General features: G+C 66.3%; 15 protein-coding genes and 1 pseudogene. 8 read left to right on the top strand and 8 right to left on the bottom strand.

Annotation, left to right across the window (positions count from 1 at the left end):
* The first annotated feature begins 116 nt into the window (after positions 1-116).
* The 5 genes from N790_RS15975 to N790_RS06950 all read left to right on the top strand — a co-directional run bounded on the left by N790_RS15975 (position 117) and on the right by N790_RS06950 (position 6,176).
* Positions 117-1,043 (top strand): hypothetical protein, encoded by a 927-nt coding sequence (locus N790_RS15975; protein WP_156969975.1) that lies wholly within the window; start codon positions 117-119, stop codon positions 1,041-1,043.
* Between the two features lie 856 nt (positions 1,044-1,899).
* Entirely contained in the window at positions 1,900-2,877 is a 978-nt protein-coding gene (locus N790_RS06965; RefSeq protein WP_043802497.1) for a CBASS cGAMP-activated phospholipase, read from the top strand.
* 15 nt (positions 2,878-2,892) lie between these two features.
* Positions 2,893-4,032 carry a CBASS cGAMP synthase gene (locus tag N790_RS06960; RefSeq protein ID WP_043802496.1) on the top strand — a complete coding sequence of 380 codons (1,140 nt, stop codon included), beginning with the start codon at positions 2,893-2,895 and terminating at the stop codon, positions 4,030-4,032.
* A gap of 6 nt (positions 4,033-4,038) precedes the next feature.
* A complete protein-coding gene (locus tag N790_RS06955; RefSeq protein ID WP_043802493.1) occupies positions 4,039-5,718 on the top strand; it encodes a ThiF family adenylyltransferase in 1,680 nt (559 codons plus the stop codon).
* Entirely contained in the window at positions 5,706-6,176 is a 471-nt protein-coding gene (locus N790_RS06950) for a Mov34/MPN/PAD-1 family protein (RefSeq protein WP_169742154.1), read from the top strand. The genes N790_RS06955 and N790_RS06950 overlap by 13 nt, the downstream gene beginning before the upstream one ends.
* Positions 6,177-6,244: 68 nt before the next feature.
* Here N790_RS06950 and N790_RS06945 read toward each other — a convergent pair whose 3' ends face one another.
* The 3 genes from N790_RS06945 to N790_RS16420 all read right to left on the bottom strand — a co-directional run bounded on the left by N790_RS06945 (position 6,245) and on the right by N790_RS16420 (position 9,985).
* A complete protein-coding gene (locus tag N790_RS06945) occupies positions 6,245-6,853 on the bottom strand; it encodes a Cap15 family cyclic dinucleotide receptor domain-containing protein (RefSeq protein ID WP_043802492.1) in 609 nt (202 codons plus the stop codon).
* A 2,071-nt stretch (positions 6,854-8,924) separates the two neighbouring features.
* Positions 8,925-9,290, bottom strand: a complete 366-nt coding sequence (locus N790_RS06940; protein ID WP_043802489.1) for a cupin domain-containing protein — start codon at positions 9,288-9,290, stop codon at positions 8,925-8,927.
* A 41-nt stretch (positions 9,291-9,331) separates the two neighbouring features.
* The gene (locus N790_RS16420; RefSeq protein WP_052385758.1) at positions 9,332-9,985 is read right to left on the bottom strand and encodes a CPBP family intramembrane glutamic endopeptidase; all 654 of its coding nucleotides are present in this window, start codon (positions 9,983-9,985) and stop codon (positions 9,332-9,334) included.
* Positions 9,986-10,078: 93 nt separating this feature from the next.
* Here N790_RS16420 and N790_RS16415 point away from each other — a divergent pair, with 93 nt between their 5' ends.
* Both N790_RS16415 and N790_RS06925 read left to right on the top strand, forming a co-directional pair.
* Positions 10,079-10,720 carry a TetR/AcrR family transcriptional regulator gene (locus tag N790_RS16415; RefSeq protein ID WP_052385757.1) on the top strand — a complete coding sequence of 214 codons (642 nt, stop codon included), beginning with the start codon at positions 10,079-10,081 and terminating at the stop codon, positions 10,718-10,720.
* 116 nt (positions 10,721-10,836) lie between these two features.
* Entirely contained in the window at positions 10,837-11,328 is a 492-nt protein-coding gene (locus tag N790_RS06925) for a YybH family protein (protein WP_043802486.1), read from the top strand.
* A gap of 6 nt (positions 11,329-11,334) precedes the next feature.
* On the opposite strand, the gene N790_RS06920 is transcribed toward N790_RS06925, so the two are convergent.
* From N790_RS06920 to glnA, 4 genes are all read right to left on the bottom strand, one after another.
* Positions 11,335-11,595, bottom strand: a complete 261-nt coding sequence (locus tag N790_RS06920; RefSeq protein ID WP_156969972.1) for a hypothetical protein — start codon at positions 11,593-11,595, stop codon at positions 11,335-11,337.
* Positions 11,596-11,702: 107 nt separating this feature from the next.
* On the bottom strand, positions 11,703-13,082 hold the full coding sequence (locus tag N790_RS06915) for a sensor histidine kinase (RefSeq protein WP_043802482.1): 1,380 nt from the start codon (positions 13,080-13,082) through the stop codon (positions 11,703-11,705).
* Complete coding sequence (locus N790_RS06910; protein ID WP_043802479.1) at positions 13,079-14,437, bottom strand: sigma-54-dependent transcriptional regulator; 1,359 nt, start codon at positions 14,435-14,437, stop codon at positions 13,079-13,081. The genes N790_RS06915 and N790_RS06910 overlap by 4 nt, the downstream gene beginning before the upstream one ends.
* A gap of 74 nt (positions 14,438-14,511) precedes the next feature.
* Positions 14,512-15,921: a type I glutamate--ammonia ligase gene (gene glnA / locus N790_RS06905; RefSeq protein ID WP_043802562.1), complete on the bottom strand. Its 1,410-nt coding sequence runs from the start codon at positions 15,919-15,921 to the stop codon at positions 14,512-14,514.
* Between the two features lie 312 nt (positions 15,922-16,233).
* On the opposite strand from glnA, the gene N790_RS06900 reads away from it, so the two are divergent.
* Positions 16,234-17,028 carry an undecaprenyl-diphosphate phosphatase gene (locus N790_RS06900; protein ID WP_043802476.1) on the top strand — a complete coding sequence of 265 codons (795 nt, stop codon included), beginning with the start codon at positions 16,234-16,236 and terminating at the stop codon, positions 17,026-17,028.
* 19 nt (positions 17,029-17,047) lie between these two features.
* Here N790_RS06900 and N790_RS16410 read toward each other — a convergent pair.
* Positions 17,048-17,714, bottom strand: a pseudogene (locus tag N790_RS16410) (hypothetical protein); the annotation flags it as partial.

Here is a 17,714-nt window from a genome sequence, read left to right as displayed (position 1 = left end):
ATCTCGACAATCCGGGTCAGTTCGGTTGTGCCAAGATATTGCCTTGACGATTTTCGCTCCACGGGAAAATGTCGTTCCCGTTTTTTCCACGTGGCGCCACCAGTTTGGGCACAGCCATGGATCTGAAGCCGGCGAAGGCGCTGTATCGAGAGCTGATTTCGGCTGCTGTAGACGCTGAGCTGGCGAGAGTCGCTAGATCCTGGAATGTCGACGAGATTGAGTCCTACGTCCTGCAACGCAAGTCAGGGTTGTCCCACGCTGCCGCGCTAGCTGAGCGGCGTGAACGCACCGGGCCAAGGCGGGGCAAGAAGACATTTCATGCAATCCGGGATGGAGGTGCTCTGAAGCCTGGCCATGCGGAGCGACTTCAGGCACTCCTTCCGAAGTCCAATTTGGCGCTCTGGTTCGCCCATCCGCTGGCCGATGTCTTGTGTCATCCGGCGCTGAGTGCTGAATCGTTGATGGACTACCTGCGACGGCTACCTTTTGGCGCGGTCAGAGCCTCTGTCTGGCGCGATGCTGCGATACAGACCAAGGGAATGCGCCTGCTATCACTAGCGCCGTGGGACGCGCAGCTCCGCGCTTCACTTGAGCGAATTGGCACGCCGACATCGCTGTTTGCACTCCTTGCCCGACTGAGACTGGAGCAGCTAGTTGGCAACTCAGACGGAGGCCTCGATGCAACAAAGATCATCTGGCGGGTACTACCCAGCGCGATTTCCAGGTGCACGCACCTGCTCGTCTCGAAGGACGCGTTGATTGCGGCGCTGGATCATTTTCTTGGCTGGCAACCCTTTGCGGACGCCCGGCTGTACGAGATGGTATGCATCGAACCCGCAATTGGTCGACGGGCCGCCTTGGAAGCGTGCGATCGCGTCTGGTTAGCTGACTCGCGCATCCCTGAAGAAGTGAAGCTTCTACGAAAGAGCCATGTGACTGCAGCCATACTTCCTGATAGCACTGACGGCTTGGGCTGGTGGGGGATTTTTTTCCGTCCCGACGCCTTTGAGGATCCATCAGCCAGTCACTACCCCGAGAACTAGCGCGATCGGGAGCGCTCGGCGAACTCTTCCTGAGCTACAGCCAGGACAAGCGCTGGATCGGATTCAAGCACCTGTGCAGGACTCAACCCGTCTAGCAGGACGTGGAATGAGATGAACCACTCAACCTCTCCCCACCCCGTGGAGGGGAGCCCAATGTCCATCCCATTGGGCGACCTCAGTAGCGTAAGCAGCGCCGCAACCTCAGGGATCGGGCTGCCTCGTTCGCCGAACTGCCACGGTGGGTACAGAAACCGCTGGCCGCTTGGCAGCCATGCCCCTAGGAGTTCGCCCGCCTTTCGGAGCGCAGTTACTTCGGCTGGCACCTTCCCTAGCCGCGCGCCCACGGAGGCCGCATCCAGCCAGTCCTCAGAAGCCCTCCGTCGTTGGGCTTCCTCATATTCATCATAAGGGGCAGGAACGGGGGCCATGCGATGCCCTTCTTTGGCCTTTTATCCCCTTCACTCTATTACGATTCTCGCGGACTTAGCCCGTCTTGCGGATGTGGACATTGGTAGCAGCGGGTGCGGTCATATCGGCCGTCAGCTCGGGTGTGGAAGCCGTCCCGGGGCCGCAATCGGCCAGAATTGGGCACGGTTGCCCTGATGAATGCCCGGCCAGCTGACCGATAGCAATCCTTCGGATTGCTCAGTATGCCGCTGCCCCGCGCCGGCGGGCAGACCGCCCTGCCAAGGGTGCTTTTTGCCCATATTTAGGGCATTGACGGGGCGGCGCGCCCAACATGATGCGTTTGGCCTTGAATCTATTTCCGCTGCCCCCAGTTTGGATTTAAGCCCAGTCGCAGGCTGTGCGACTGGCGCCATATAGGGTTGAACCGTCCTTTTGGGAGGGGAACGGCGTGGAACAAGATCCGGCACATTTCCAGGCGCTGGCCCTGTCCGGGGGCGGATTCCGCGGCTTGTATACAGCCCAGCTGCTGGCCGACCTCGAACAGCACTTGGGCGAGCCAGCCGCCACCCGATTCGATTTGATCGCCGGAACCTCAATCGGAGGCATCTTGGCTTTGGCGCTCGCCTGCGAAATCCCGGCCGCGCGCATCGTCTCCCTTTTCCAAGACCACGGTGCGGAGATCTTCCGCCGACGCAGCCTGTTCGCCTACTTCAAGTCCAAGTACGCCAGCACGCCGCTGCAGTCCTTGCTGGCTGATTCCAGCCTGTTCGGCGAGCGTCAGCTAGGGGAGTGCCGCCATCCGGTCCTGGTCCCAGCGATCAACTACACCACAGGCAAGCCAGTGGTATTCAAGACCGCACACCACCGCAACTTCCAGACCGACAAGCACTTCCGGCTGGTCGACGTCGCACTGGCAACGAGCGCCGCGCCCACCTACTTCCCGCGCCACGTATTCAACAACTGCCAGTACGTCGACGGCGGCCTGTTCGCTAATGCACCGGGTCTGCTGGCCTTGCACGAGGCCGAGTTCTTCTTCGGCCGTTCGCCCGATCGCGTGCACCTGCTCTCGGTTGGCACCATGTCGACAAAAGCCACGGTCGATCCGCGCAAGAACCGTAACGGCGGCATGACGAGCTGGGGCGGCATCAATCCGGTCGATACGCCCGGGCAGCTGTTTGGATTGACGCTCTCGGCGCAGGAGTCGTTGGTACATTTCATGCTCACCCACCGCCTTGGTGAGCGCTACATCCAGCTCGATGACGATCTTACCGACGCGCGGGCACGGGCCGTGGCGCTGGACAAGGCCACGCCGGCGGCAACTGAGGTGCTGATCGGCACCGCGCACGAGCGGGCGAAGTGGGCGATCGGCAACGACCGCCTACGCGCGCTGCTCGACCGACGTTCGAACACTCCCACCTTCTTCTAGCGTCAGGACGCCGCCATGCTCAAGTGGAACAAGCTGCTGCTCAACGATGGCGACCTGGAGGCATTCGACGAACGTATCGAACCCTCGGCGCGCCAGCATGATTACCTCGATGCCTGCCGTATCAAGATCCGCGAACATCTGCGTGAAGGCATCCGTAAAGCGTCTGTCTCAGTGCTCGGTCTGGACCACGCGGTCGCTCCGCGCTTCCGAATGCAAGGCTCATGCGCGTACCGGACCTGCATCCAGCGGGCGCATACCCACCAAGAAATGGACCTGGACTACGGCGTGTACCTGCCGGTGAGCGCCTTCGAGGACCGTCGGCCGCGTGTCGCGGCTAAGGCGTATTTCGAGCTCGTGGAATCCTTGCTACGCCGCCTGTGCCAGACCGAAGGCTGGACGCTGGATGACAGCAAGGACACCTGCGTGCGACTGAAGGTGAGCACCTGGGCGCACATTGATGTGCCGCTGTACGCCGCGCCTGAGCATATCTTCACTACGATCGTCGAACGCGCGGCGGTAGCCAAGGCAGAGTACGCCGACTTCGACGCCGGATCTGATCTGACGGAAAGCTTCTGGGTTGAGATGGACGAGATCCATCTGGCACAGCGCGACGGCACTTGGAAGCCCTCTGACCCAGCCGCGGTGACGCGCTGGTGGCGCACGCTGGTGGAGGAGCACGGCCCTCAGCTTCGCCGCATCTGCCGCTACGTCAAGGCATGGCGCGATTTCTGGTGGCCGAACGGCGGGCCGTCCTCGGTGGCACTGATGATCGCCATCGCCCGCGATTTTTCCGCACGCCCGCGGCGCGATGACCTGGCACTGGAAGATGCGGCCGCCAATATGGCCGAGGCGTTGAGCGGCGAACTGCGCGAACGGGGCATCGATTTTGGCAGGGAGGACTTCCTGAAGGGCCTTTCGGCCGAGGAAAAGCGCATCGCAGTCGAGCGTGCCAACCAGCTAGCCAAGCGCCTGAGGCTTGTGCGCAGCTATGGACCGAACCTGCGGACCGATGCAGTCGCTGATGTCCGCCAGCAGTTGGGCGATCGCATCCCCAACAGGCCTGACTGGTTGGAGTCTGACGGCTCGGCCGATGTGCGCGCCGCGGCTGCCACGATCGTCGCCGCGCCGGTCGTCAAGGCCACCGAATCGGGCTGATCGCGCATGCCCGCCGACGTGCCGCTGGGTCCGGCGCTGCGCCAGCTGCGAGCGCGTGGCTTCTCGCGCGTGCAAATCAGCTCGAAGGTGCACAGCTTCGAAGGTAGCTTGCCCTGCGCAAAGGGCAAGGTGCCCGTGCTCTTGAATGTGCGCGACTGGGATTTTCTGACCTACCCCACCGTACAGTTGCTGGAGCGACCGGCCTTCCTGCCGAAGGTCTTGCCGCATGTGTCGGCGGACGGCGTGTTGTGCCTTTTTGCCGAAAGCTCGGTCGTGCTCGACCGCTTCCGGCCTGAACTTGCCGTAGCGCAGTGCTTGGACAAGGCAACTTGGCTGCTCGACCAGATGGTTGAGAGCCCCGCTTTCTACGAGGCCGAGTTCCATGGCGAATTCCTCGTGCACTGGACCAATGCCGACACCGCGAGCGGATACGGCGGCCTGGTGGGCGAGCATTCCAAACGCGCATCGGCCATGCAGTGGTACGACGTGGGCCCGGTCGGCGAGCACCGCTTGTTCGTCAGTGCTCAGCTTGATGAGGTTACACGGTTCTGCAAAGCCGCGGGCTGGCCGCAGCCGACCAAGATCCCCATTTCCGGCGCCATGTTCACTTCCGACCGCTATCCGGCCTGTCCGGCGTTCGGGCTGCCGAAGACCTTGTCGGAGGCTTTCGCCTGGCTCAAGGCATGGGACCGGCGCGTCTACGACGATGTGCAGGACCACCTGCTTGATCGCAAGTTGATCAAAGATGGTCGCCGGGAGTTGCTATTCGGTTCGCCGGCGGGCTGGTTTGGCATAGGCTTCTCGCTAGACCCCAAGGTTGTCGGGAGCTTCCAGCGCGGGCGCGCTTACCGGCACTACCTGCACGCGCACGCCAAGGACATCGCGGTGGAACGGCGCTCGTTCCAAGAAGCAGGTAGCACGCACGTGCACCAGCGCAACCTCATGCGCCTGGACACCAAGTCGCTGGCGGGCAAGAAGATCGCCCTGGTGGGTTGCGGCGCGATCGGCGGCTTTCTCGCCGCCGGACTCGCACGCCTGGGCGCGGGCACCGCGGGTGGCGTGCTGCGGTGCTACGACGGTGGCCAGCTGGAACCTGACAACCTCGGGCGGCACTGGTTGGGCTACGAGAGCCTGTTCCGCAACAAGGCCCAGGCTGTGGCCGAGCGCGCTAAAGCGCAGTTTCCCTTCTCCCGTATCGAAGGCGTGGCGCAGCACTTGGTGCCGAGTGTCCTGCCAAAGGCCGACCTGATCATCAACGCCACCGGTGAAGCTACGTTTGCCGAGGCACTCAATGCGCACCACGTCGACGGAACGCGCAATACACCGGCGTTGCACCTGTGGGTTGCCGGCAACGGCGAGGCCGCGCAGGGTCTGTGGGTCGATGCCAGCCGCGGCGGCTGCTATCGCTGCCTGAAGCTCGATGCTGGCGAGGATTTCGGCAAGCCGCGCTTCCCTCTGCTCAAGGTTCCGCCGGTGCGCGCCTTCGTCGGCTGCCACGCTTTCACGCCCTACAGCACGACCACGCCCACGGTCGCGGCCGCGCTGGCTTGCGATTTCGTCATGGACTGGCTAGATGGCGAGGTATCGCCGCGGTTTCGGACCCGCGTGCACGAGCACGCGCAGGTGTTCAAGGTGAAGAACCACGACATCGAGCGGCTCAAAGGATGCCCGGCGTGCGCGCGCTGATTGGCCACTTGCCGCGCTCGCTCGGGCGAGTGTTGTTCGAACCACGCATTACTGCGGTCGTGGACACGCATCGCCAGGTCACCGCGACCGCGCCCGAGGCCGGTGGCATCTTGCTGGGCTTTCGCCGGCCACCCCATCTTCACGTGGCCGATCTGACCGAGCCGTTGCCGACCGATGAGCGCACGCGCATGTGGTTTCATCGGAACCAAAACGGCCATGCTCAAGCCGCGCTGCGTCATTGGGAACGCACCAATCGCACTGGGGACTATCTCGGCGAGTGGCACACGCATCCGGAAGACTGGCCCAATCCTTCAGGCAAGGACTTGCGCGAATGGCGCATGTTGTTGCTCGAACAGCGTCGTCCCCTAGTGTTCTTGATTGTGGGCATAAAGGGCCGCTGGGTGGGCGTAGGGAGCGGATCGGCGATTGCGCCGATCGAGTGCGTCGAGGTCGACTGAGCGACGCATTCGTGACGCATGTCCAGCGCACCATAATCATCGGTCAGATCGCGAGCTTGTCGCGCTGGCTAGATGCGCTCGAGCGTGAAGTGACCGTGCCTCATCCTGCTCGTAAAGTAGTTGCCACGCAGACGAGGGCCGGGACCGGCATCGAACCTCAGAATGGCTGCGCCTTCGTAAGGCGAAGCTACTTTGGCAGTCGTTTTCCTCGGGATCACGCGATATAAGTAGTAGATCATCGGCCGCCCGGACTCAGGATCCTTTCGAGGCTTCGCGATTAGTGTCTCGGAATCAGAGTCGTGTGACTCTACTTCCATACTCAAATGCAAGAGGGTCTGCTTGATGCTTGCGGTCGCTTGGACCGTACCCTGGGCGGGGATTCCTTTGTCGTCAACCCCCGACCATTGGATAGCCATACGCCAATCCCCGTTTAGGTCTGGAAACAAGGCCGTACTCAAGATCGGATATCGAGCCCAAAGCTTTCGCCAGAGAAAATAGGCTGTCACCCACAGGGCAGCATCGAGCAAGAGCGCGAGAGAGAAAACAACGCGCAGGAGTAGCTCAGTCTCGATGCCGGGCCATAGCCACTCAATCAGCAGCCAAATAATCGCGCAGAAGCCCGCATACGCTACAGCGATGAACTTGATGATCTTGAGTGGCGAAATCAAAGAGATCATTTAGAGTGTCTCGAAATGAACTTCGCGACCATGCCTAAAGATGGCGATGCCTAGCGAGGTTGTTGCGATTCCGCACAGCTCTACCCCGGGAAGTGCAGAGCCAAACTGAGCGGCCAAGTACCTTCCCCCGAATCTTCGGTCCCAGTTGATCTGCGGGTTGGCGGGAACTGGAGGCGAAAAGTACTGAGCGACTGCCGAGATTCGCCAGTCCGTAGTCAGCAAGTGAAACCCGTCATGCAGGTCGCTCCCATTGGAAGCAACTGTCGCCAACGAGTGTTCTACGCTGTCACCGCTCGGCACAGCCGAATGGAGGCGCAAAGGATAGATGGGGAGCTTAGCATCTGGCCTATGGACGATTATCCCGATGCCGGAAAAATCAACGCCGGCAAGTGCGCAAACCCCTGCAAGAGTAGCTCTCAATCGCGCAATCACGGCGCTCCCCGACTCGGATCCAAGATCAATAAGTAGAATTGCATCTGCTGGGTTATGGCTTGGCGTCTGCTGCAGAAGTGACGAGGCGTAGATTGCGAGCTCCTGATCGGCTTTACGGCCGCCGGCTCGCCACCCGATGATACCTCGCGAGTGTATTCGGGCCGCGTTCGGCAAACAATTCAACGCAATCCCGGAGGCACTCTATTGCTCAGTTTCACCTGTTTCGCGGTCATTTCCGGCCGGAACAATTGGCTAAGCGCTGAACCGCGAACGACAGCTTTGGGTCAGAATCTGCCCCGATCTCAAGTCCCTCTACGGTCGGTAGCGGACGATGGGAAAAATCCAAATCAAGTCGCGCCAGGAATCCGCGTCGGCTTAAACGGTTCTCTAGGCTGGAGCCGTGTATTTCGCGATCTCGTCAGGGTCTTCGATCCAGTGACTGTTTCTGACCTTCGAAACCTCCCAGACTCTTGCGCTGCACAGGACTCCGGTTGGATCTAGAAGCGAACACGTAGCGGCTAGCTTTGTACGAAATGAACTTGCGATTGGTACTTTCCCATTGAGCGCTTTCACCGTTGCTCTAATCGATGGGCAATCAATAAGCTGGTTCAAGCTCCATAGTTCTGAACTGGTGGACTTGAGTTTGTCGACAATTGGCTTGTCACGACCTCTTGTGTCGGTCGTAGCTGTCCATGAGTCCGTAATGGATAGTAGTGCGACGAAAGCGAAAGATTCGCTCATGTTGTAGAGCGCGGCAGCACGCACAAAGTCTCTTACGAGATGTGTGCGCCGGTTGCTGCTATTTCTGACATCAGCTTGTCGCCACCATTTGAGTTCAGTCCCCCCAACCAGGGTCTCAGTCGCTCCTGACACTCGATAGATCATGAGATCAACCGCGGCGTCAGTCCATCCACTGGGCTCGATCTCGCGACTCAACAGCCACGCCCTTTTTTGCTTAGCTCCGATTGACGCAGCGGCAACTATCAATGCGTCGCGAAGCGTGATTTCGCCAACACCTTTGATTGAATCTGTCGACATGCCGTGAGCGGCATGAGAACACAGCATCCAGGCAATCGATTCGGCAAGAGCCGAAATTTGTGAAGGTTGCACTCGGAGTCTCCGTCATCAGCCTGACGACTAGATTTGGGGGCCGCCGGCCGGTGGCCCTCCGAATCAGTCTATCTCAGCGCCCGAGACGCGCCACGGGACGGCCGCAAACCTTTCCTTATGGGTCGAACGCGCGAGTGGGAGGCTTCCGGGGCCTTGCCGTCGGCAGAAGCAGCAACCTGGTCAGCATTGGCAGGCTCCGACGATCAACTCCTCCCGCACCCGCTGCGTCAGTCCCTTGGAGGACATCGTTGGGCATTGAAAGCATGGACACCCCAGCGTGCGGCCACGCTCTCTCGGGCACCAGCATGTGCGGTTGGGACTTGTTGGCCCCGCCACGCCGAGGAAGAGGACCGTACGGACTATGCGCGTCCAGAGCCTACCTGCGCCCCCGATAAGTCTATGTTTTTGTTCTCGATTGCATCGGGATAGAGGCTGCGAAGCGCATACTTTGTGCAAAAGTTGCCCCTGTGGGCACAGGCTATGTCAGCCCGGAGGCACAAGCTCTCGGATCATGGCCACTCCCGCCGCCTCAGCCCCCGCCGGCCGGCTCGTGGATGACGAAGCGCTTGGTGGTGGTCTCCAGCACTTCCCAGGTACCGCGGAAACCGGCCGGGATGACGAAGGCGTCGCCGGCGCGCACGGTCAGCGCGGTGCCGTCTTCGGCGGTGAGCACGCTGGTGCCTGAAAGCACCAGGCAGTACTCCTGCTCGGTGTAGGCGATGCGCCACTTGCCCGGCGTGCAGCGCCAGCGGCCGACGTAGAAGCCGCTGCCTTCGTCTGCGTATTCGAGCCAGGTGCTTTGCACCGGTTCGCCCGAAAGCACGCGGTCGGCGGCGACGGGCGATTCTTCGTGGGCCACCGCGACCGGCAGCGAAATGACATGCGGGCTGGACATGGCCGGCAGTATCGGCCAAATCCGCGCCCGTCGCCGGCCGCTTACTGCGCCGGCAGGCGGCCCGCGTAAAGCGCCAGCAGGCTAAGCGTGTCGATCAGGCCATGGGCGATGACCAGGGGCCAGAGCGATTTCGTGCGCAGGTAGAGCAGGCCGAACACCAGGCCCAGGCAGCCGGTGACCAGGATGCCGGTGGCGCCCTGGTAGGCGTGGGCGAGGCCGAACACCAGGCCCTGGGCCGCCGCGGCCAGCAGACCGGCACCGCGGCGCGGACCCAGCAGCGCCTGCAGCCGGCCCTGCAGGAAACCGCGGAACAACAGCTCTTCGCCCAGCGCGGCGGTAGTCCAGGCGATGGCCAGCAAACCCAGCAGCGCCGGCAGGCTGCCCTGCACCGAACCGAGCCTTCCGGACTGCATCGGCGGCCAGCCCAGGACCTGCGTGGCCACCACCGTGGCGACGATGGCCGCCGCGTAACCCAGCACCGCGATACCCAGCGAAGCCGCCAGCAGGCGCAAGGGTCGCGAAGGCCGCGCCAGCCCCAGCGCCGGCCAGGATTCACCGCCGCGGCGCAGCAGCGCCACCGCCGCAACGCCGGCCAGTACCACGGCCACCGGCCCGGCCATCGCCAGGCCCAGCGCAGGCAGGCCGAGATAGGCCGCCAGGAAGACGAAGGCAACGACCAGCAGCTGGAGAACCATGGCGGACTCGCGGGTTGGGGGCACGCAAGCAGCCTGCGGGAAGCAAAAGCGAACCGCCCTATACTTTTCGCGCCCCCGCCACCGGAACCGCGCTTGGCGCCACGTGCCCGCCCTTCGCCGGATCGCCCCACGCGCCAACCGCGCAGCGCCGCCACGCGCGACCGCATCCTGGCCGCCACCGAGGCCCTGCTGGCCGCAGGCGACAGCGAGGCGCTGACCATCGAGCAGGTAGCCGAACGCGCGCATGTGTCGGTGGGCGCCATCTACAAGCGCTTCCGCGGCAAGGATTCGCTGCTGCCGCTGGTGCTCGAACGCGTGCATGCGCAGCAGTTCCAGCACCTGCGCGACATGCTGGCGCAGCCGCGCTGGGCCAGGGCCGGCCTGGGCGAGCGCATCGACGGCCTGCTCGCTGGCTTCGCCGACAGCCAGGTGGCGCGACAGCGGCTGATCCGGGCGCTGGTGGTGGGTTACTGGCAGTCGCCCGACCAGCATGGCCAGGCCGAACGCAGCGCCGAACTGATGGCCACCATGCACGCCTGGCTGTTGGAGCGCGCCGGCGAGATCCGGCACCCGGAGCCGCGGCTGGCGATTTCGCTGGGGCTGTTCACCACGCTGCAGACGCTGCAGTCGGCGATCGTGCTCGAACGCATCCCGCCGGAACTCGGGCTCCCGCGTTTCGTCGCCGAACAGGCGCGGATGTTCCGCGCCTACCTGGGGCTGGACCCCGGCGGCTGAACAGGCGCGGCCCGCCGCGTGCCGGCCACGTTTCACCGCATCCGCGCTGACTGCCCGCGGGCCGGTCGCTAGGCTTCGTGTCCCCGCCGCACCCCCGCGGCCCGACGGAGCCCCCGATGATCAAGCTGTTCTGGACCAGCCTGCTGTTACTGGCCGCCTGGGCCTGCCCCGGCGACGCTGAATGCCGTGAACTCGCCGAAGCCGAGCGCGCCACCCTGCTGGCCATGGCCGCCGAGAGCGACGCGCACTGGGACGCCGCCGACGCCGGCAAGCTGGCGGCGATGTTCGCGCCGGACGCGGATTTCCGCCTGGCCGACCGCGTGGCCTTCGATTCGCGCGAGGGCATCCTCGGTTATTTCACCCGCTCCTTCGCCGGGCGCCCGGCCGGCATGCACCACGTCACCGAAATCGTGGCGCTGCGCGAAATCGCGCCGGGCGTGGTGATGGCCGACGGCCATGTGCGGCTGGAGCGCGAAACGGCCGACGGTGGCCGCGAACTGCTGCGCCGCTTCGTCAACCACACGCTCGTGGTGCGCGAAGGCGAGGGCTGGCGCTTCAAGGCGCTGCGCGCGCACCCGCTGCCCGCGGCGCCGGCGCCGGCCGGCTGATTCGATTCAGCGGCGCAGGTAATCCAGCCAGGCGTCGTCGCCGCTGGCGCCCGGCGCGAGGAACTCGCGCCAGGCCGGGTCGTCGCCGGCGGCGCTCGCCAGCGGCCGCCCGAAGGCCCAGCTGAACTCGGCGCCCGCCGGCACGGCCGCGGTACGCACCGGGGCGTCCTGGGGCGGGACGTCGGCGTCGTCGATGGCGGGCACGTGGCGCAGGTCGTCGATGGGCATGGCGGGCAGGAACGTCCGGGACTCGGTTCCGGTTGCCACGCAATCTCCGTGCCAGCGTGGAAAGCCACTGCTGGCGCGGCTCCCGATGGCAGGCCCCCGACCCGTTCGTGCGAAATGCAATGCGCCGCATTGCAACTTGCAATGCTTCAGGCCCGCGGCCACTCCAGCACGAAGCAGGCGCCGCCGCCGGCGCGCGGCTCGTAGCGCAACTCGCCGCCCTGGGCGCGGGCATGCTGTCGCGCCAGCGCCAGGCCCAGGCCGGTGGACGCCGGCGCCGCCCCGCCCGGTGCCGGCGACAGCGGCACGTAACGCTGGAACAGCGCGCCCCGTTCGGCCTCCGGCACGCCGGGGCCGCGGTCGAGTACGCGCAGGCGGCCGCGGTCGGGCAGGGTTTCCGCCTCGAACTCCACCAGGCCGCCTTCGGGCGCGAACTTCACCGCGTTCGACACCAGGTTGCGCAACACGTGCGCCAGCGCCAGCGGCTGGCCACGCAAGGCCAGGCCGTCGTCGCCCTGGCGCGAAAAGCGGATCCCGCGCGTCGCCGCCGGCGTGGCGAATTCCTCCAGCACGCGGCGCAGTTCGGCGCCCAGGTCCAGCGCCACCACCGCTTCGCCGCGCGCTTCGCCCGCCGCCTGCTCCAGCACGGCCTGCAGGAACAGCAGGCCGGACGCCGCCGAACCCCGCACCGACGCCGCCAGCCGCGCGCGCGCCTCGGGCGCGGCGGCGTCGCGCACCAGGTCCGAAGCGAAGATCAGGTTGCCGAAGTGGCCGCGCAGGTCGTGCGCCACCAGCTCCAGGCTGGCCTGGCGTTCGCTGGCGATGCGCCGGGCCTGCTGGGCCTCGAACGCGGCGCGCTCGGCCTCGCGCTCGCGGCGGCGCAGGCGGCCGATGGCCAGCAGCGCCGTGATGCCGGCGACCAGCGCCAGCCCGTTCGCCGCCAGCACGGTCTGGCGGTTGTGGCGCACGGTGAGCTCGCGCTGGGCGCGCTGGCGCGCGAGGCGGTCGCGTTCATGCTGCACCATGCCGTCGAGGATGGCGCGCATGGCTTCGGCGTTGCCGCTGGCGGGGCTGCCGTCGAACTCGCGGTCGAGCCGGGCCGCGGCCCCGGCGTCGCCCCCGAGCGCGCGGCGCTTGAGCGCGATCAGCTGCTCGGCGCGCTCGATGCGCTCTTCGTGCAGGCGCGACAGTTCCTGCAGCGCCGCCGCCTGCACCGGGTCGCCGCTGGTTTCCCCGGCCAGCTGGGCGCGCGCGGTTTCCATGCGCCGCAGGGTCTCGCGGAAGGCCTGCAGGTTCTCCTCGCGGCCCACCAGCAGGTAGCGCAGCACCTCGCTGTCGCGGTCGCCGAGCAAGCCCCAGAGCCGGTTGATCTGTTCGATCACGCGCTGGGTCTGGCTGACGCTGGCAATGGACACGGCGAGCCGGTCGGCCGTGCGCAGCGACAGCACCGAGGACACCAGCAGCGCCGCCACCGCCAGCACCAGCAGGCCGGAAAACAGCGCGCGGCGGCCCGGGCGCGGCAGGCTCACAGGCCCAGGGCCTTGCGCTTTCGGTAGAGGGTGGAGGCGTCGATGCCGAGCGTGCGCGCGGCTTCTTCCAGCGTCGGCGCCTGCGCCAGCACGGCGGCGATGTGCCCGCGTTCGAGTTCGTCGAGCGTGAGCGCTGCGCCGGGCCCGGCGCCCGGCGGGGTCGCGGCGGCGCCGCCCGCCAGTTGCAGCCAGTCCGGGCCGACCTGTGCGTCCGGGCACAGGATGACGGCGCGCTCGACCACGTTCTGCAGTTCGCGCACGTTCCCGGGCCAGGCATAGGCCCGCAGCGCGGTGGCGGCGGCCGGTGCGAAGCGGCGCGCGGGCCGCCCGTGACGGCGCGCGAACCGCGCCAGGAAACCTTCGGCCAGCGCGTCGATGTCCTCGGGCCGCTCGCGCAGCGGCGGCAGCGCCAGCGCCACCACGTTGAGGCGGTAATACAGGTCGGCGCGGAAACGGCCTTCGGCGACCTGCGCGGCGAGGTCGTGGTTGGTGGCGGCCACCAGGCGCACGTCGGCGCGGCGGGTCACCGGGTCGCCGACGCGCTCGTAGGCCTTGTCCTCGATGAAGCGCAGCAGCTTGGGCTGCAGCGCCAGCGGGAAATCGCCGATTTCGTCGAGCAGCAGGGTGCCGCCCTCGGCGTGGCCGACGCGGCCCGGCGTGCTCTGCGCCGCGCCGGTGAAGGCGCCGCGGGCGTGGCCGAACAGTTCGCTCTCGAGCAGTTCGGGCGACAGCGAGGGGCAGTGCACGGTGGCCATGGGCGCGGCCGCGCGCGGGCTCCAGCGGTGGATGGCGCGCGCCAGCACGCCCTTGCCGGTGCCGCTTTCGCCCAGCAGCAGCACGTTGGCGTCGGTGGCCGCCACCTGGCGCGCCATCGCGATTACCGCCTGCATGGCCGGGTTGGCGCTGGCCAGTTCGGCCGGGTCGGACTCCTGCTGGCTTTCGAGCGCGGCGATGCGGTCGATCAGCCGGCCGGTGTCGAGCTGGCGCGCCACGGCCACGCGCAGCTGCGCGGGCGAACAGGGTTTGACCAGGTAATCGGACGCGCCGCGCGCCATCGCCTCGATCGCGTCCTCGACGCGGCCGTGCGCGGTCAGCATCACCACCCGCAGCCGCGGCGCCAGTTCAAGCAGTTTCGGCAGCGCGTCCACGCCCGAATCCATGCCCAGGTTGCGGTCGAGCAGGCAGACCTGCAGCGGCAGCGTGGCGGCCAGGCGCAGGCCTTCGTCGAGGGTTTCGGCGGTGTGCACGCGGTGCCCCTCGGATTCGAGGAACAGGCGCAGCGAATCGAGCAGGGCCGGATCGTCGTCGATCAGCAGCAGGCGGCCGGTGGGCGCGGGGGTCGGATTGGGCGGCATGCCGCGATGCTATAAGAAAAAGCGGCCCGGGTTTCCCCGGGCCGCCGGCATCCGACGAGACTCGTGGGGGAGGCTCAGACGCCGTAGTACATCTGGTATTCCAGCGGGTGCGTGGCCGCGCGGAACTTGGTCACTTCCTGCATCTTCAGCGCGATGTAGCTGTCGATGAAGTCGTCGGTCATCACGCCGCCGGCCTTGAGGAACTCGCGGTCCTTGTCCAGCGCCTCGAGGGCCTGGTCGAGCGAATGGCAGACGGTCGGGATGTTCTTCTCTTCCTCGGGCGGCAGGTCGTACAGGTCCTTGTCGCTCGGCGCGCCCGGGTCGATCTTGTTACGGATGCCGTCCAGGCCGGCCATCATCAGCGCGGTGAAGGTGAGGTAGCCCGACTGGATCGGGTCCGGGAAGCGCATTTCGATGCGGCGCGCCTTCGGGTTGGCCACGTACGGGATGCGGCAGGACGCCGAGCGGTTCGAGGCCGAGTAGGCCAGCATCACCGGCGCCTCGAAGCCCGGCACCAGGCGCTTGTAGCTGTTGGTGCCCGAGTTGGTGAAGGCGTTGATGGCGCGGGCGTGCTTGAAGATACCGCCGATGTACCACAGCGCGATCTGCGACAGGCCGCCGTAGCCGTCGCCGGTGAACAGGTTCACGCCGCCCTTGGCCAGCGACTGGTGCACGTGCATGCCGCTGCCGTTGTCGCCGACCAGCGGCTTGGGCATGAAGGTGGCGGTCTTGCCGTTGCGGTGCGCGACGTTCTTGACGATGTACTTGAGCATGAACAGCTCGTCGGCCTTCTTCACCAGCGAGTTGAACTTGGTGCCGATCTCGCACTGGCCGGCATTGGCCACTTCATGGTGGTGCACTTCCACTTCCTGGCCCGCGGCCATGAGCAGCTTGCACATCTCGGCGCGGATGTCGTGCAGCGAATCGGTCGGCGCCACCGGGAAGTAGCCGCCCTTCAGGCCCGGGCGGTAGCCGGAGTTGCCGCCTTCGTACTTCTTCTTGCTGTTCCAGTGCGCTTCCTCGGAATCCACCTCGAAGAAGGTGTGGCCCATCTCGTTGGCCCAGCGCACGGAGTCGAAGATGAAGAACTCGGGCTCGGGGCCGAAGAAGGCCTGCTCGGCGATGCCGCTGGCCTTGAGGAAGGCCTCGGCGCGCTTGGCGATGCCGCGCGGGCAACGCGAGTAGCCCTGCATGGTGGCCGGGTCGAGCACGTCGCAGGTCAGGATCAGGGTCGGGTCGGCGGTGAACGGGTCCATCACCGCGGTGTCCGGGTCCGGCAGCAGCACCATGTCGGACTCGTTGATGCCCTTCCAGCCGGCGATCGAGCTGCCGTCGAACATCTTGCCGTCCTCGAACAGCGCCGGCTCGACGATGGAGACCGGGAAGCTCACGTGGTGCTGCACGCCGCGCACGTCGGCGAAGCGCAGGTCCACGAACTCGACCGCGTTGTCCTTGATGAGTTTTTCGATGTGGCTGTAGGGCATGGGAAACATTCCTGGAAGGAGGGACGTGGCCATTGGATTGCAAGGGGCGTGCCAACGGAGCCGGCGGCGCAAGCTGTTGTTTTTACGTCGTTTTGCGCGAGCCATGGGCGGGACAAGCCCCAAAATGGTGCGGCTTTCGCACCAGCTTGCACCAAACCGATACAAACGGACCCTACCCCTGTAGGAGCGGCTTCAGCCGCGACCGCTTTTCGCGAAGAGCGGTCGCGGCTGAAGCCGCTCCTACAACCGCTCCTACAGGGCCTGCGGCGGGCGCGGGTATGCTTGCGGGCTCCACCGCCCACCCGGACCACCGTGACCGACCTGCTGACCGCCCTGCTGCTTGGCATCCTCGAGGGCCTGACCGAATTCCTGCCCATCTCCAGCACCGGGCACCTGCTGATCGCCCAGCACTGGCTGGGCGCGCGCTCCGACCTGTTCAACATCAGCATCCAGGCAGGCGCCATCCTGGCCATCACCCTGGTCTACCGCCAGCGGCTGTGGCAGCTGGCCACGGGCCTTGGCGTGAAGGCGCAGCGCGATTACCTGCTCAAGATCGCCCTGGCCTTCGCCGTCACCGCCGTGATCGGCCTGCCGGTGCGCCTGCTGGGCTGGGAGTTGCCCGAGACCGTGACGCCGGTGGCCTGGGCGCTGGTGATCGGCGGCGTCTGGATGCTGGTGGCCGAGCGCCTGGGCGAACGCGGCCCGCCCAGCGACGCGGTGACCTGGAAGATCGCGGTCGCCGTGGGCCTGGCCCAGGTGCTGGCCGGCGTGTTCCCGGGCACGTCGCGCTCGGCCGCGGCCATCTTCATCGCCCTGCTGCTGGGGTTGAACCGCAAGCCGGCGGCGGCCGAGTTCGTGTTCCTGGTGGGCATCCCCACCATGTTCGCCGCCAGCGGTTACGCGCTGCTGGAGACGGTGCTCGAGGGCACCGCCGGCGACGAGGACTGGCTGGGCCTGGCGGTGGCCTTCGCGGCCGCCACGGCCACCGGTTTCGCCACCGTGCGCTGGCTGCTGGGCTATATCGCCACGCACCGCTTCACGCCCTTCGCCTGGTACCGCATCGGCCTGGGCGCGGCGTTGCTGCTGGGGTTGCCGGCGGGCGGCTGAGGCCCGCCGGCGCGGTGCCTCAGTCGGCCGGGTAACCCAGGCGGGCGGCCACCGGGGCCAGGCGGGCGAATTCTTCCGCGAAGGCTTCGCGGTAATTGCGCCAGTGGCCGGTGGGGAAACGCGTGCCGCGGCCCATCACGCCCGGCAGCGGCTCGCCGAGGCCGAGCGCCTGTTCGATGCGCTGCGCGGCTTCGCCGGCGTCGGTGTCCAGGCGCACCAGTTCGATGCGGCCCGAGGCCTCGGCTTCATCGGCCAGGGCCTCGAGCACCGACGCCAGCCACTCGGCCGAATGGCCGACTTCGTGCAGGAACAGGTAGTTCTGCAGGCTGCCGTGCAGCATCCAGTTGAGCAGGGCATCGCGCGGGTCGGTCAGCAGCGCCAGCACGCGGGCGCCACCGAGCGCGGCGAAGGTGTAGCCGTCCACGTGCGGCAGCCAGTCCACCGAACCGGCCGGCTCCAGGCCCGCCGCGCGCAGGGACTCTTCCCAGCGCCGGGCGCTGCCCGCCTCCGGGTGGCCGGGCGCGAAACGCAGCGCGCCGAAGCCGTCGCCGGCGGCGACGTTGCCGATGCGGTCCAGGCGCAGGCGCTGGCCCAGCTGGGCCTTGGCCTGGCGCAGCACGTACTCGGCGCGCACGCCCGGCGGCGACCACAGCAGGGTGCCGTCGATGCGGCCGGCCGGGGCTTCG

It is taken from the genome of Arenimonas malthae CC-JY-1, assembly GCF_000747075.1.
GTDB classification, from domain to species: domain Bacteria; phylum Pseudomonadota; class Gammaproteobacteria; order Xanthomonadales; family Xanthomonadaceae; genus Arenimonas; species Arenimonas malthae.
Note: the sequence above shows the minus strand (reverse complement) of the source record. Positions and strands in the feature narration are given on the sequence as shown.